The following is a 16,292-nucleotide window of genomic DNA, read 5'->3' on the forward strand; positions in this document are numbered from 1 at the left end:
GGCTAGGACATTCCGTTATCATTAATTTAATTCGCTTCCACTACATCCAATTCCACTTTGAGGTTATTAATAATAAACTCTTGTCTGTCGGGTGTGTTTTTACCCATATAAAACGACAGCAATTGCTCCACCGAAGTGTTTTTATCCATCATAATCGGGTCGAGTCGGATGGTTTCTCCAATAAAGTTTTTGAACTCATCAGGCGAAATTTCTCCAAGTCCTTTGAATCGCGTAATCTCAGGTTTAGGTTTGAGTTTTTCAATCGCATCACGGCGTTCTTCTTCCGAATAACAATAGATCGTTTCTTTTTTATTTCTAACGCGAAACAGCGGTGTTTGCAAAATATACAAATGTCCTTCTTTGATTAATTCAGGAAAGAATTGCAAGAAAAACGTAATCAACAACAAACGAATGTGCATTCCGTCGACATCGGCATCGGTAGCGATTACAATGTTGTTGTAACGCAAGTTTTCCATGTCGTCTTCAATATCTAAAGCGGCTTGCAATAAATTGAATTCTTCGTTCTCATACACAATTTTCTTCGACATGCCATAAGAGTTCAACGGCTTACCACGCAAACTAAAAACCGCTTGGGTATTCACATCACGCGATTTCGTAATCGAACCCGAAGCCGAATCTCCTTCAGTAATAAACAACGTACTTTCGAGATATCTTGGGTTTTTTATATCGGACAAATGCACACGGCAATCCCTTAATTTCTTGTTGTGCAAACTCGATTTTTTCGCGCGGTCTTTGGCGAGTTTTCGAATGCCTGACAATTCTTTACGCTCACGCTCGGCTTGCAAAATTTTACGCAATAACAAATCGGCGGTTTCCGGATTTTTATGCAGGAAATTATCCAATTTGTTTTTAATGAAATCATTGACAAACGTTCGAACCGAAGGCATTCCTGCTTCTGAACCCATATCAGCCGAGCCCAATTTGGTTTTAGTTTGCGATTCGAAAACCGGTTCCATCACTTTCAAACTGATCGCACTGACGATTGATTTTCTAATATCAGAAGGCTCAAAACCTTTGTTGTAAAATTCGCGAATCGTTTTGACAATCGCTTCGCGGAAAGCCACCAAATGCGTTCCACCTTGTGTTGTATTTTGACCATTCACAAACGAATGGTATTCTTCGCTGTATTGCGATTTGCTGTGCGTAATGGCAATTTCGATATCGTCGCCGAGCAAGTGAATAATAGGATACACCATATCTTCAACCGCGATATTTTCGTCGAGCAAGTCTTTTAACCCGTTATCGGAATAGAATTTTTCGCCGTTGTAAATAATCGTTAAACCTGTATTCAGGTAACAATAATTCTTGAGCATTTTGATTACATATTCGTTTCGGAATTTGTAATTTTTGAAGATGGCTTCGTCAGGAATAAAAGTAACTTTAGTTCCTTTTCGCTTGGTGGTTTCAATAATATCTTCCTCTAACGTCAAATTTCCACCGTTGAATTCAGCGGCTTTTTGTTTGTCGTCGCGAACCGATTCTACACGGAAATAATTCGATAGCGCATTGACGGCTTTCGTTCCTACACCATTCAAACCAACGGATTTCTTAAACGCGAGTGAATCGTATTTTCCACCAGTATTCATTTTCGAAACCACATCGATGACTTTTCCTAACGGAATGCCTCGACCGTAATCGCGAACGGAAACGGTTTTGTCTTTAATGGTGACTTCGATGGTTTTTCCGGAACCCATCACAAACTCATCGATACAGTTGTCGATGACTTCTTTGAGCAGGATATAAATACCGTCATCTGGCGATGAACCATCACCGAGTTTTCCGATATACATTCCAGGTCGCATGCGGATGTGTTCTTTCCAATCGAGCGAGCGAATATTGTCTTCGGTATATTGATTTTGTTCGGACATAGCAGGTTTTAACGAATGTTGCTAATGTAAGCTATATCAGCAAAAATCGAAAGCAGTCCGACGTAAAGTTATTAAGATGATATTGACAGAAAAATGGTTGTCGGTTGTCGGTTGACAGTTGTTGGTTGACTATCAAAATGGTTTGACGAAATCGTATTCAGGTTGTCGTTTGGATGTTGATTTCCTGAACACTAAAAAACTGACCACTGATCACTTTTACGGAATGATTTTATACGCCACAACAGATTCGTTATTGACATAAATCGTAAGATAACCACGATTTCTTCTAGTTACCGGAATGTTGAATGTTGACACATTGCCTTCACGTTTCAAGGTCACCAAATTGGGTTTATTATCGTTACTAAAAACATAAGCCACTTGATCTTTTTCAGGCAAATCAGCAATACTCAAAGGAATGTTTTCAGTTTCTTTTATAGAAAATATGCCTTTTTCAGGAGTTAGAAATTCATAGCCCGATTTTAAATACCTGCCATAATACAAAGGAAGTGCGGCAAAGTCTTCGGCGGTTTTGTCTGTCATTAAATACCGCTTATCATCGGGAAAATGATTTAGGAAGAAAATTCCGGGTGGTGTAAAAAAATAAGCATCGTTAAATTGTTGCATCATTTTTCCGGTTTCTAGGTTCATCATTCCTGAGCCCCAAGTCACATCAATAAAACGCCATGTTTCGCCCACTTTGACGGCATTCCAAGCATGATCACTCGTGGTTGGCAATTTACCAATGTGCGGTAAAGCCGTTTTGGAAGTTCCGACAATCGTCATGCATTTGAGTCCGCAGAGTTCACAAAGTGTATGAAACAATGCGGTATAATCCTGACAAACGCCTTTTTTGGTTCGAAGTAATGTAGCCGCTCCATCGCGACGAAATTTTTGTTCTTTGTTGATGCGTTCTTCCTCACTTGAAAATGTGTATGCCATTTTTGGCTTGCTAGATAGTGACTCAAAAGCCTTTAAATCGTAGTGAATATTCAAAGCCATCCAAGTGAAAATGGCTCGGGCTTTTTCTTCTTCGGAAGCAAAATCGGTTTTGATTTTCTCAGCTAGTTTTTCTGGTGATGCGAAAGATTTTGGGTAATTGGCTATGGCATTATCGACAGCTGTGTAGGATTGCGAATAGCTCGTTCCCGTAATGAATGTTATCAAAAGACAGCACGCCGTGATCAAGTTCTGGATATTTTTTTTCATTGGTTTGGATTGGAATTGGTCATGAAAACCATGCTGATGATAACGGCAAAGCTATTTTTATATTGCGAATGTTGTCTGAGGGAATTACAGATCAAACGCCCAGCCTAAAACTAGATTGAATGAATTGGATTTTACGCTATTTCCATCATAAGTACCATTTTTATTAGTTTTAGCGAAGCCAATATTGTCGCGAATTTCAACAACGATACTGCTGCCGTCGTTGAGTTCAAATGCTTTACCGAAGCCTAAAGTGAGTCCAAAATCCAACTTATTATTATAATCTGTCGTAGATCCCGAATCGTTTGGAAAGTCATAGCTGGAATTAACTTTAGAGGTATACCCCGAATTCAACAAATAGCCAATGAATGGCCCGCCATTGACAAAAAAACCGGCACCATCCACAAAATCATACTTGATTAAATAGGCAGTGTCAGATAATTATAGTGATACGTAATGGTCTGGTGCGCAATTTCACTCATACCACTTTCACCATCGATTAATTCTATATCAGAAGTTGCCTTACTGCTTTTGTTGTCGTACGACAAATTGGTTTTAAGCGATAAATTATCATTAAAATAATATTCATAAGAAACACCTGCCATGTATCCAAATCCGTGCTTATATTTAATGGTAAACATATCCATGCCACTAAATTCGGAATAGGTTACACCAGCGTTGATGCCGAATCGCTGACGTTGTTGTGAAAAGGTTTGGGTTGCAATAAACAGTATAAGAAATAGAAACAGAAGTGATTTTTTCATTTTGTTTTGGATTGATTTTAATATGGTGCAAGATATTATTTCTTTTGGATTGTAAGATTTTAGGACGCTAAGATTTTAAGATTGATGATAGGCGGAATTGGAGAATAGGTGCCTGCCCCGGATAGCAGCGGAAAGCATTTTTGCTGAAACGCTATTTTTTGTTGGCTTGAAAACGCGACCAAAGGAAGCGCTTTTCGGGGCTTTCAAAAAAAGTGTTTTGGTGAAAATCTTGGGAGTGGATAGCCGGAAATGGCCAAAAAAAATTTACCGCAAAGAGCGCAAAGATTTGCGCAAGGGACACAAAGAAAATTAAAAGCATAAAAACTTGGCGGACTTAGCGACCCGAGCGTAGCGAACAGACGAAGTAAATCCTTGCGAATGTTGCGGTAAAATTACGGATTATAATACTTCCGCAACTTCATGTTGAGTTCTTTGGGATTGAACGGTTTGATGATGTATTCGTTGATTCCGATTTGGAGTGCGCGGTCGAGATAACCGAACGAAGCCGAAGCTGTGAGCGCAATAATCGGGATGAGTTTGTCGGTTTTTCGGATATGGATTGTAGCGTCGTAACCGTCCATGATGGGCATGGAAAGATCCATGAGAATGACGTCGTAGGTGTTATCGTTGAATTTTTCGATGCCTATGAGTCCGTTTTCCGCCAAGTCGACCTCAACATCCCATTGCCCCATAATTTTTTGGGCGATTTTGATGTTGATTAAGTTGTCTTCGACGAGCAATACTTTAAGTCCTTTGAGGTTTTCTTCTTTGTAATCTTCTTGCAAATCGTGGGTATTCACACCAATTTGTTTCATGTCAATCGGCAAATGCAAGGTGAAAAAGAAATTGGAACCTACGCCTACTTCGCTTTCGAATTTGATCTCGGAGCCTAGTAGACTTAGGAGTTTTTTGGTGATTACGAGTCCAAGGCCGGTGCCACCGTAGAGTCGCGATGTTTTGGTTTCGGCTTGTGAAAATTTCTGAAAAATGGATTGGAATTTATCTTTATCGATACCGATACCGTTGTCCATGACTTCGATCTTAAACGTCGAGAAATTGCTTTGAACGGCGATTTGTTTGAGCTTGATTCGGATGTTGCCTTCGTAAGTGAATTTGACGGCGTTCGACACCAAATTGGTAATCACTTGGTTGATGCGCAACGGATCGCTTATTAGGTTGGGTACGAAATCGGGATCGACGATGACTTCAATCGTATTGAGGTTTTCGGAGGCTCGGGCTTCCATCGATTTGGCGATTTGCTGCACGAGTTGTACGATGTTGAATGGAATTTTTTCGATATCGACTCTACCGGCTTCGATTTTACTGAAGTCGAGTATGTCGTTGATTAATAAAAATAAATTCTGGGCGGAATGCTTGAGTACTTCGATGTTTTCATGGAAACTTTGAAGGGAATTTTCCTTTTCCATGATGTAAATGAGTCCAATGATCGCGTTGAGTGGCGTTCGAATCTCGTGGCTCATCGTCGATAAAAATTCTGATTTGGCTTCATTGGCTTCTTCGGCTATGGCTTTGGAAGTAAACAATTGCTTTTGGAATTTCTTTTTAAGTTTGATTTCTTTATGCAGAATATCGAGTAGATCTTCGAGATTATCTTCTTGATTGATACTTTTTCCGTCGCCGTTGAGCTGTTGGATGGCATTGACCAATTTGCTTTGAAAAACGCCTTTTTTGTCTAATTCATCTTTTAATTTGGCGTTGCTTTCAATCAGTTCTTTCTTGGTGAGTTGCGATGTTTTCTTCGACGATTTTGCAACTTTCTCATGATTGAGGTAGGTTTGATTGACTTCTTGAATAAAATTTGAAACTTCGGGAAGGCTATCAAGAACTTTTTCCGACAAGTAGGTATCGATTTGTATTTTGAGCTTGTTATGTAAGGGAGCATTACTCATTCTATGGGATATTTCGCCACCTCAATTGGTATATCAATTGAAATTATGGCGGAGGGTTTTGGGTTGTATAAAGTAAAGGAAACGAAAGTTAAAAAACAATAAAACCCGCAAAATATTTTACGGGTTTTGATTTTATAAAAAAACGTTGATTGTTGCTTGTTAAACGTTGAATCGGAAATGCATTACATCGCCATCTTTAACGATATATTCTTTTCCTTCGACGCGCAGTTTTCCGGCTTCTTTTACTTTGGCTTCTGAACCGAATGACACGAAATCATCGTAGGCAATTACTTCGGCACGGATGAATCCTTTTTCGAAATCGGTATGAATCACTCCGGCAGCTTGTGGTGCGGTGGCTCCGATGTTGATTGTCCAAGCGCGAACTTCTTTTACACCAGCGGTGAAGTAAGTTTGTTGCTTTAATAATTTGTAAGCAGCACGAATCAATACGGATGAACCTGGTTCGTGCAATCCTAAATCTTCGAGGAACATTTTGCGTTCTTCGTAAGTTTCCAGTTCGGTGATATCGGCTTCTGTTCCGACTGCCAATACAATCACTTCTGCATTTTCGTCTTTAACCAATTCGCGGATTTGATCAACGTAAGCGTTTCCGTTTACAGCAGAACCTTCATCAACATTACAAACGTATAATACCGGTTTTGAAGTGATCAGTTGGAAATTTTCCATCAATTCTTCTTCGTCATTGTTTTGTGGCAAAACAGTTCTGGCGGATTTGGCTTGCAATAAAGCTTCGCGAATTCTGTCTAGAAAAGCTTTTTCTACTTGTGCTTCTTTGTTACCGGTTTTGGCGGCTCGGTTGACTTTCTCAAGGCGTTTTTCAACGTTTTCCAAATCTTTCAATTGCAATTCGATATCGATAGTCTCTTTGTCGCGAATCGGATTGACGTTGCCATCAACGTGCACAATATTGTCGTTATCGAAACAACGCAACACGTGAATGATTGCATTACATTCTCTGATATTGCCTAAGAATTGATTTCCCAAACCTTCGCCTTTGCTCGCACCTTTTACGAGTCCGGCAATATCAACGATATCGACAGTAGCCATTTGAACGCGTTCGGGTTTGACCAATTCTTCTAATTTTTCGATTCTCGGATCAGGAACATTGACCACGCCAATATTGGGTTCGATGGTACAAAAAGGGAAGTTGGCACTTTGCGCTTTGGCATTCGACAAACAATTAAATAACGTTGATTTTCCTACGTTGGGCAATCCTACAATTCCTGCTTTCATATGCTTGAGTTAACGGAAAACTTGGCGTTGACCGTGATTATTTTATTTGAAAAAGTGTGCAAATATAAGCTTTAAAATTGTTTTTGAAAGCATTGAAAAGGATGATTTTTATTTAACACGGATTGCACGGATTTACGTGGATTAATCTGTGCAAATCCGTGCAATCCGTGTAGAAACTTTATTAATTTTGTTCTTCTTCAATAGTGCTGAGGATTTTCTGTTCCTCATCGGTTGCAGTGAGTCCGGATTCGTTCCAGTAATCGGTTAGAATGACATCTTTTTTGTTGTAGAGGGTTTTGTCTTTATAGACTTCGCTGTCTTTATAGACATAATTCTGTGTACTGAAATTGGTCGTTAAAAAGTAATTCCGTACTTGAATTTCTTTGTTGTTATCTTTTTCAATTTTCTCAAAACCTATTTCCTCTTTCGAACACAATAAAAAGTAATTGTTGTTTTGAAGTTTGTAGATGGTTTTAAAAGAAGATTGGTTGATATTTCTAGAACCTTTACCGGTTTTATCTTTCATTTTCGACAATACCATCGGCGAAACCACCGAACTGACCTCGATGATTATTTTTTTGTGTGGATCGTATATAATCGAGAAATCGTCGAGCAAACCTGTAGCATCTTCATTAGGAATTGCCGTAATCATATTGAGTTCTTTGTTTTTAGAATAGACTTTAATGACGAACTCATATTCCTTCCTCGCTTGGGCTTCCATCAATGGATTCAAGTATTTGAAATTATAATAATTCTCCATAATATCATTCAAATTATAACCCAATAGATCGGAGGAAATATTCTCATTGATTAAGCTTTTCGAGCGATTTTGTTCGACTAATAATACCGCGTTTATTTTCTTGGATTTATCAAGCAACTGGAAATTCATCAACCCATCATTATAGTATGAGTAATTGCCGTTGAGCTTAAAAAATTCTCTAGAATACACTTTCAATCGCCCCGGAATGGTAAGTCGTTTCTTCGAATTTTCTATTAAAGAAGCCAGTATTTTTTGAGGATGGCTTTTGAAAACAAGAATTTCATCCAAATCATTGACATTGCTCTTCAGATAAATAATGGTTGATTTTTCTTTAAGTGTAATCGACCGAATCGTAATTCCTAAGTACGATGGATGTTTGATTTGAATGCTCGAAGCGCCGTTGAGTTCGAAAGTAACAACACCATCGACGTTGCTGAGTAAATTTTGTTTTGTTTTGAGTATCGAAACCGTAGCGTCTTCAATAGCAACATCGGTATCTTGGTCTTTAATAATGATTGTTTTCTCAACACTTTGTGAGAACACATGAAAGCCCGAAATCAAAACAAACAGCAACAATACGTTTCGCAACATACAATTTAGAATTTTAACAAACCTAATGAAAAATTCATCGAATATATCGACAAACTGCATTATTATTTAAGCTAAAAATATAAATCTCTTCGTAATTGTCAAAAAAAATCCTGAAATAAATTCAGGATATGGTATTATTCGTTATGCAAGAAAGACTGTCGATTCAGTAAGGTCTCCTCACTTTCTACGTGATTGTCATCGGGCACGCAACAATCAACAGGGCAAACAGCAGCACACTGTGGTTCGTCGTGAAAGCCTTTACATTCGGTGCATTTGCTCGGAACGATATAGTAAATATCATCAGAAATTGGCGTTTGAGCCGCATCAGAATCAACTTCGGTTCCATCTGCTAAAACAACTTTCCCTTTTAGTTTTGTACCATCTTTATAACGCCAATCATCAGCACCTTCATAAATAGCGGTATTCGGGCATTCGGGTTCGCAAGCGCCACAATTGATACATTCGTCTGTGATTATAATAGCCATGATTTGAGATTTTTAGATTTCTGGATTTTTAGATTCTTGGATTAAGTGTAAAATACTAATTCAAAAATCAGGTATCCTAAATCTATTGCTTATTTTTGCGCAAAATTACAATCAAATCTATTCATATACAAGTAAACAAATGTTACAAATTGATAAAAAGAAAGCTTTTGTCGCGTTGGGGAAATTTTTAAGTCAATTTTCTGAACAAGCTAATGTTAAAAAAGCAGGCGTTTTACACAACGATTTGTTTTTTGATTCGTTTATCGATTTGATTCAATTGTCGCAATCGCACAACGGTTGGTATACGCAGGAGCAAGTTTATTTTGCGATTCAATCTTGGGCGGAAGCTTTGACCGAAAACAATTTAAACACTTGGTTGGATGCTTATAATTTAGCGGAAGTGAAACCCAAAACCATTGGTTTAATTCTCGCGGGAAATATTCCGCTTGTAGGTTTTCATGACTTTCTTTCAGTGTTGATTTCAGGGCATTCGGTCGCTGTAAAAACCTCTTCGAACGACCAACATTTGTTGCCTTTTTTAGCGAAATATTTGATTGCCGTTGATGCTGAATTGAAAAACAACATCACTTTCGCCGAAGGAAAACTCGAAAATTTCGATGCGGTCATCGCCACCGGAAGCAACAATACGGCGCGTTATTTTGAATATTATTTTAAAGACAAACCGAGTATCATTCGCAAATCTAGAAATTCGATTGCGGTTTTGAATGGTCAAGAAACCAAACAACAATTGGTGGCTTTGGGTGACGATATTTTCCGTTATTTTGGTTTGGGTTGTCGCAATGTTTCGAAATTGTTGGTGCCGAAAGGTTATGATTTTACGCCATTTTTTGAAGCAATTTTTGAATATCAAGACGTTATTCATTATGAGAAATATGCGAACAATTACGATTATAACAAAGCGGTTTTTTTGATGAGTAATTTCAAATTGCTCGACAATGGATTTCTGACAATTAAAGAAGATAAAAGCCATGCTTCACCGATTTCGAGTGTTTTTTATGAATTTTATGAAAACCTGGAAGCCGTTGAAAATCGTTTGAAAATTGATGAAGATATCATTCAATGTATCGTTTCGAATAACTTGGTACAAAACAGTATTCCGTTTGGTACGACGCAAAAACCTAAGCTTTGGGATTATGCGGATGATGTTGATACTATTGACTTTCTTATCAAGCTGTGATTTTTTAATTACATTTGAGAAAACTACTTTCTCATGAAAAAAATTACATTCCTTTTTATCTTCTTTTTTTACCATGGTTTTTCACAAACTCCAATTCCATTTTATCCAAATAGTGATGCTAGCGGAACTGATTTCGGGACGAAAGTAGATGTTTTCAATAGTGAAATTTTAGTTTCAAGTAATTCCGAAATGCTTTCAGAATCTGCCAGCGTCGGGAAAGTATATCTTTTTAATACCATCGATAACGCATTACAGCAAACCACTAGTTTTTATCCCGACGACGCTTTGATTTCTGATAAATTCGGAGCATCAATATCGATACACAATGATTTTATTGCGATTGGTGCGCCGTTCCACGATGCCAATTTTGAAAATTCCGGTGCTGTATATTTATACCACAAAGTGGATGGTGTTTATCAATTGATGCAAAAAATAACCGCAACTGATGCTAATACTAATGACAATTTTGGAAGTTTTGTGAAGGTTTACAACAACCAATTATTCATTTCCGCTGCTGGTGACGAACCTGATGGGCAAGACATCAATGCAGACAATGGTTCTGTATATGTGTACGCTTTAGTCGGAACAGAGTGGACTTTTTCTGAAAAGATAGCGGTTGCTATTTCGAAACATTTCGGGCAAAAAGTGGAAGCTGAAAATAACACCATTGTGATTGCTTTTGATAACCCAAACGGAACAACCTCAGATTACAGTTTGTATACTTATGTTTGGAATAATACGCATTGGACATATGAAAACCAACTTTATTGGTCGAATACACAGCAAGGCGATAATGATTTTAGCTTATCTAATAATGAACTCTTCATCGTTACTACTGGTTCAAATAATGTTGTTAATTCCATCAAGTTTTACTCTAAAGTCGGGGCTGCTTGGGTTGGTGTATCAACATTAGATATGGGCCCTGACAACGCTATGACAAAAATAAAAGTCAACAACAACACCATGTTTCTTGGCTCGACGAAATATACTTTGCAAGCCGAAAGAAATTTTCCTTTACGTATTTTCAAAAGAAACGGCAATTATTGGAATCCACAATTTACAATTCACGGCACCGGACCAACCGGTCTGGATGATTATTTCGGAAGTGCTATAGCCAGTCAAGGTAATGCCATTGTCATTGGTGCGCCAAAAGAAGGGCCGTCAACACTTTTGGGAAAAGCTTATTATTTAGACATGGCCACTTTAGAAACGAATGATTTTGAAAAAAAATCAAGCAGCGTATATCCGAATCCAACGCCTGATATTGTTTATGTTTGGAATAATACTTTGGTTGATATTGTCAAAACTGAAGTTTATAATGTTGCGGGAAGTTTGTTGTTAACAGACCAAAATTCAAATCAAATTTCTTTGGAGAAATACGCCCAAGGCATTTACTTTTTGAAAGTATATTATCAGAATCATACCGAAGAAACTTTCAAAATAATTAAAAACTAGTCACTTTAAGTTTTTAACTACATCGTTTTTGTTGATAAATCTCATGAATAAAATCGAAATAAACTCGGTTATTACAACCCTATTCCCGAAATTTGCGACTTAATTTTTTCGACTATGATAACAGATACCATGAAAAAGCATAACTATAGTGCCGGTCCGTGCATTTTACCTCAAGAAGTTTTTGAGAAATCGGCAGCTGCAATTTTAGATTTTAATCACTCGGGTTTATCGATTTTAGAGATTTCACACCGAAGCAAAGATTTTATTGCCGTGATGGACGAGGCCAGAGCTTTAGCTTTAGACTTATTGGGATTGACCGGAAAAGGGTACCAAGCTTTGTTTTTAAGCAGTGGCGCGAGTTTAGAATTTTTGATGGTGCCTTACAATTTGATGAAAGTTGATGGTAAAGCCGCTTATTTAGACACCGGAACTTGGGCAAACAATGCCATTACAGAAGCCAAAGCTTTTGGAGAAACGGTTATTGTAGCTTCATCAAAAAATGACAATTATACACACATTCCAAAAGATTATGTGATTCCGACTGATGCGGATTATTTTCACTGCACGAGCAACAATACCATTTTTGGAACGCAAATGAAAAGTTTTCCAAAAACCGATATTCCTTTGGTTTGTGATATGAGTTCGGATATTTTTTCAAGGGTAATTGACTTTACACAATTCGATTTAATTTATGCGGGTGCTCAGAAAAATATGGGTCCAGCGGGAACTACTTTGGTGGTTGTCAAAGAGTCAATTCTTGGAAAAACAGGCCGTTCCCTTCCTTCGATCTTAGATTATCAAAAACACATTAAAGCCGAAAGTATGTATAATACGCCGCCGGTTTTCCCGATTTATGTTTCGTTATTAACCATGCAATGGCTTAAAGAAAAAGGCGGTGTTGCTGCTATTGAAATAGAAAACAACGCCAAAGCGGCATTGTTATATACTGAAATTGACCGCAATCCGTATTTTATAGGAACTGTAAACCAAGAAGATCGCAGCAATATGAACGCAACTTTTCTTTTGGAAGATGAAGCACATACGCCTGTTTTTGATGCTTTGTGGAAAGAAGCTGGAATCTCAGGTATTACCGGACATCGTTCGGTGGGCGGTTATAGAGCTTCGATGTATAATGCTTTACCAATTGAAAGTGTGCAGGTTTTAGTGGATGTAATGCAGGATTTTGAGAAAAAAGTTTCTGGAACAAAATTTTAATTGATAATTAATCGGATGCCCTAGCCCCGATAGAAGGGAAAATCCTTGGCATTGGGAGATTCCCGCGCAAGCTCGCAATGACAAGATTGGAATGATAGCGGGAAACAGCTCCTAAAAAAAATACGATAATTGAGCGAAAAGTTGCAAAGTACCTGCGAAAAAACTCAGAACCTCAGCAACTAAGAACCTCAGCAACTCAAAAAAAAATGAAGATATTAGCCAACGATGGAATTTCTGAAAGCGGCATTAAAGCTTTAGAACAAGGTGGATTTGAAGTGATTACCGCGAAAGTGGCACAAGAACAGATTGCCAATTATGTGAATGCGAACAACATTCGTGTGGTTTTGGTGCGCAGTGCTACGAAAGTGCGAAAAGATATTATTGATGCGTGTCCGGGACTTAAAATTATAGGTCGTGGCGGTGTTGGTATGGATAATATTGATGTGGAGTATGCGCGTTCGAAAGGGATTCATGTAATCAATACGCCGGCTTCTTCTTCGGAAAGTGTGGCGGAATTGGTGTTTGCACATTTGTTTACAGGCGTTCGTTTCTTGCAAGATTCGAATAGAAACATGCCGTTGGAAGGTGATTCGAATTTCGATGGTTTGAAAAAAGCGTATGCGAACGGCATTGAATTGCGCGGTAAAACTTTAGGCATTATCGGTTTCGGACGCATCGGTCAAGCGACGGCTAAAATGGCTTTAGGGTTGGGCATGAAAGTAATTGCCGCTGATAAATATGTAGACAATGCTGAGATTCGAGTGGATTTTTACAACAATCAATTTATCAATGTGGATATTGTAACGGAACCGATGGAAGATTTGTTGCGACACTCCGATTTTATTACGTTGCACGTTCCTGCTCAGGACGGTTATGTGATTGGTGCTGCGGAAATTGCTGCTATGAAAGATGGTGTTGGAATTATTAATTGTTCGCGTGGTGGTGTGATTGATGAAGTGGCTTTGATTGAAGCTTTGGATGCGAATAAAGTGTTGTTTGCCGGTTTGGATGTTTTTGAAAACGAGCCAACACCCGAAATTAAAATATTAATGCATCCTAAAATTTCGTTGACGCCACATATTGGTGCTGCTACCTTGGAAGCTCAGGATAGAATCGGAACCGAATTGGCGGAGCAGATTATTGGTTTGCTGAAATCGGAGAAAGTGTAGTTTTTTGCACACGAATAAGGCGGATTTCACAGATTTACGCTGATGTCTTTTTATAATATTGAAAGCTGAGCTTTATTGCTTGGCTTTTTTTTTGCTCGCAAAGACGCAGAGTCGCAAAGTTGAACCTATATTTTCTTTGCGCCTTTGCGTCTTTGCGAGATAAAAAATTAAATATCAAACACTTCAAAATCGCTGTTGTTTTTTATTAACTTTGATTATCAACCTTAAAACGCAAAACAATGTTTGAACAACTAACGCAATTAGTACAACAGTTTGGTCAGGATGCTGTCGTAAAAAATGACGCTGTGCCCAACGAGCATAATGAAGCTGTGATGAATGAAGCCAGCAACTCTATTCTTGATGGTTTAAAAAACATGGTGGCTCAAGGCAATGTTTCGGATTTAGCCGGATTGTTTGAAGGCAATAATGCGAGCGATGCTTCGAATCCTGTGGTTCAAAAACTAACCGAACAATTGTCGGGAAACTTAGGTCAAAAATTCGGTATGAGCAGCGATGATGCTTCAGGTGTTGCCGGCAGTCTGATTCCGAAAGTATTGGGTTCGTTGGTAGGAAACGCAAAAGATCCGAATCACAAAGGTTTTGAAGTTTCTGATTTGGTCAATGCGATTTCAGGAGGCAATGGCAATTCGGGATTGATGGATGCGGTTTCTAAATATGGTGGTCAATTGGGTTTAGACCAGAATGCCGATGGCAAAGTGGACATGAGCGATGCGATGGCTGCTGTAACTAAAAAAGGTGGACTGGGCGGTTTGTTTGGAAAACTTTTCGGGAAGTAGTATACATAAAGAAGTATGGAAAGACATAGGAATCGCTTGGCTTTGATTTGTTAAATAATACAACTCTCGTCTGTATAAAAATTGCTTTCCATAACTTTATGCAAAGTATTTGAAATGAAAAATTTGCTATTGGCACTCGCCGTAATATTGGTCATCTGTTGTTGTTCGCAGACCAAACCGCTTGTCGCCAAAAGAATTTCAGAAGCGGCAATCGAGAAAGATACAGTGCGCATTGCCAATGATTCGCTAGAATATGAAATCATCATTATTGAGCCCGGTTTTAATGCTTGGCTTGCCACTCAAAAACCCCGTTCGTATTATTCGCTTCAATACTTAGAAAATCACAATCAGAGATTTGCAACCCAATGGAACAATCGTGTAGCACAGCCGTATAGTTACGATCCAAGCTTATATGAAATGCGTATCGATTATTTTAGTTCCATCCATTATGGCTATGAAGTAAACTATTTATTGTATCATTATTTTATGTATTTCCAAAGTCGATACAAACAGCGATTATGATACATTTCTCACTTATATTTGCAGTCAATTTTTAACCTATGGCCAATTTCAAACAACGATGGGGAATTCAATCCAATTTCCAATTGACCATCATCATCATTGTCTTTGCTGTTACCGGTTCTGCGTCGGCTTGGTTGTCGAAGCCTTTTTGTGTTTGGCTTGGCATTACTAAAGCTGATTTAGGTTTTTGGTTTACGCCGATTCGATTGCTGATGATTTTTCCCATTTATCAAATTCTTTTGGTGGGCATTGGTTTTTTGTTTGGTCAATTTAAATTCTTCTGGGCTTTTGAAAAGAAAATGTTGCGCAGTATGAAGTTGGGCTTTTTGCTTCCGAAAGAAACCGACAACCCATAAAAAAACCTTCCATTTAGAAAGGTTTTTTTGAGAAATCTATTTGTCGCTTTTCAATAAATTAAAAAAATCATTTCGATTTTCTTTTTCATTAAAAATACCACCATACTGAATCGTAGAAGTATAACTCGACGCATCTTTTATACCACGGCTCGACACACACAAATGCGTTGCTTCAATAGCTATTATGACATTCTCGGTGTTTAGCGCCGATTTCAATTCGTTGAAAATTTGCATTACCAGACGTTCTTGCACTTGAGGTCGTCGCGCATAATAATCAACAATTCGATTCAATTTTGACAATCCGATTACTTTACCACTCGAAACATAACCTATGTGCGCTTTACCGATTATGGGTAGAAAATGATGCTCGCAAGTAGAGTTGAAAGTAATATTGGCTTCAACCAACATTTTATCATAATGATAACTGTTCTCAAAAACTGATAGTTTAGGTTTGTTCTTGGGATTTAATCCTCCAAAAATTTCTTCCACGAACATTTTTGCCACACGATGCGGCGTTCCTTTCAAACTATCATCAGTCATATCTAGACCTAATGCTTCCATAATGAATTGAAAGTGCTTTTCTATGACTTGTTTTTTTTCTTCATCAGATTTTAGAAAAGCATCCGATCTCAATGGTGTTTCAGCAGAATTCGTCTGATGTTCATCACCCAAAATTTCAAATAATTCTTTTTCGCTTAATGTGCTCATGGTATTTTTATATTTT

Annotated in this window: 14 protein-coding genes and 1 pseudogene; 7 read left to right on the forward strand and 8 right to left on the reverse strand. The window is 38.1% G+C overall.

All coding sequences use genetic code 11. The features are described from left to right. Positions 1-26 precede the first annotated feature (26 nt). From RMO03_RS10530 to RMO03_RS10560, 7 genes and pseudogenes are all read right to left on the reverse strand, one after another. Positions 27-1,889 carry a DNA topoisomerase IV subunit B gene (locus tag RMO03_RS10530; protein WP_309642063.1) on the reverse strand — a complete coding sequence of 621 codons (1,863 nt, stop codon included), beginning with the start codon at positions 1,887-1,889 and terminating at the stop codon, positions 27-29. A 216-nt stretch (positions 1,890-2,105) separates the two neighbouring features. Beyond that, positions 2,106-3,095, reverse strand: coding sequence for a transglutaminase domain-containing protein (locus tag RMO03_RS10535; protein WP_309642064.1), 990 nt, complete (start codon positions 3,093-3,095; stop codon positions 2,106-2,108). Between the two features lie 84 nt (positions 3,096-3,179). Beyond that, positions 3,180-3,856: pseudogene (locus RMO03_RS10540) on the reverse strand (porin family protein). A 392-nt stretch (positions 3,857-4,248) separates the two neighbouring features. Beyond that, positions 4,249-5,766 carry an ATP-binding protein gene (locus tag RMO03_RS10545; RefSeq protein ID WP_309642065.1) on the reverse strand — a complete coding sequence of 506 codons (1,518 nt, stop codon included), beginning with the start codon at positions 5,764-5,766 and terminating at the stop codon, positions 4,249-4,251. Positions 5,767-5,925: 159 nt separating this feature from the next. Next, entirely contained in the window at positions 5,926-7,020 is a 1,095-nt protein-coding gene (ychF, locus tag RMO03_RS10550) for a redox-regulated ATPase YchF (protein WP_309642066.1), read from the reverse strand. Between the two features lie 181 nt (positions 7,021-7,201). Further along, the gene (locus RMO03_RS10555) at positions 7,202-8,371 is read right to left on the reverse strand and encodes a hypothetical protein (protein WP_309642067.1); all 1,170 of its coding nucleotides are present in this window, start codon (positions 8,369-8,371) and stop codon (positions 7,202-7,204) included. A gap of 134 nt (positions 8,372-8,505) precedes the next feature. Then, positions 8,506-8,856 (reverse strand): 4Fe-4S dicluster domain-containing protein, encoded by a 351-nt coding sequence (locus tag RMO03_RS10560; RefSeq protein ID WP_309642068.1) that lies wholly within the window; start codon positions 8,854-8,856, stop codon positions 8,506-8,508. A 139-nt stretch (positions 8,857-8,995) separates the two neighbouring features. On the opposite strand from RMO03_RS10560, the gene RMO03_RS10565 reads away from it, so the two are divergent. The 7 genes from RMO03_RS10565 to RMO03_RS10595 all read left to right on the forward strand — a co-directional run bounded on the left by RMO03_RS10565 (position 8,996) and on the right by RMO03_RS10595 (position 15,568). Further along, positions 8,996-10,054 (forward strand): acyl-CoA reductase, encoded by a 1,059-nt coding sequence (locus tag RMO03_RS10565; RefSeq protein WP_309642069.1) that lies wholly within the window; start codon positions 8,996-8,998, stop codon positions 10,052-10,054. Between the two features lie 33 nt (positions 10,055-10,087). After that, a complete protein-coding gene (locus RMO03_RS10570; RefSeq protein ID WP_309642070.1) occupies positions 10,088-11,509 on the forward strand; it encodes a T9SS type A sorting domain-containing protein in 1,422 nt (473 codons plus the stop codon). A 129-nt stretch (positions 11,510-11,638) separates the two neighbouring features. After that, positions 11,639-12,724 carry a 3-phosphoserine/phosphohydroxythreonine transaminase gene (gene serC / locus RMO03_RS10575; RefSeq protein ID WP_309642110.1) on the forward strand — a complete coding sequence of 362 codons (1,086 nt, stop codon included), beginning with the start codon at positions 11,639-11,641 and terminating at the stop codon, positions 12,722-12,724. A 206-nt stretch (positions 12,725-12,930) separates the two neighbouring features. Continuing rightward, positions 12,931-13,893 carry a D-2-hydroxyacid dehydrogenase gene (locus RMO03_RS10580; RefSeq protein WP_309642071.1) on the forward strand — a complete coding sequence of 321 codons (963 nt, stop codon included), beginning with the start codon at positions 12,931-12,933 and terminating at the stop codon, positions 13,891-13,893. 239 nt (positions 13,894-14,132) lie between these two features. Further along, complete coding sequence (locus RMO03_RS10585) at positions 14,133-14,690, forward strand: hypothetical protein (protein ID WP_309642072.1); 558 nt, start codon at positions 14,133-14,135, stop codon at positions 14,688-14,690. 114 nt (positions 14,691-14,804) lie between these two features. After that, positions 14,805-15,212, forward strand: coding sequence for a DUF6146 family protein (locus tag RMO03_RS10590; protein ID WP_309642073.1), 408 nt, complete (start codon positions 14,805-14,807; stop codon positions 15,210-15,212). A 38-nt stretch (positions 15,213-15,250) separates the two neighbouring features. Then, entirely contained in the window at positions 15,251-15,568 is a 318-nt protein-coding gene (locus RMO03_RS10595) for a DUF6787 family protein (protein ID WP_309642074.1), read from the forward strand. A 36-nt stretch (positions 15,569-15,604) separates the two neighbouring features. On the opposite strand, the gene folE is transcribed toward RMO03_RS10595, so the two are convergent. Continuing rightward, positions 15,605-16,276, reverse strand: a complete 672-nt coding sequence (gene folE / locus RMO03_RS10600) for a GTP cyclohydrolase I FolE (RefSeq protein ID WP_309642075.1) — start codon at positions 16,274-16,276, stop codon at positions 15,605-15,607. Positions 16,277-16,292: the final 16 nt, after the last annotated feature.

Source organism: Flavobacterium sp., from assembly GCF_031411595.1.
Taxonomy (GTDB): domain Bacteria; phylum Bacteroidota; class Bacteroidia; order Flavobacteriales; family Flavobacteriaceae; genus Flavobacterium.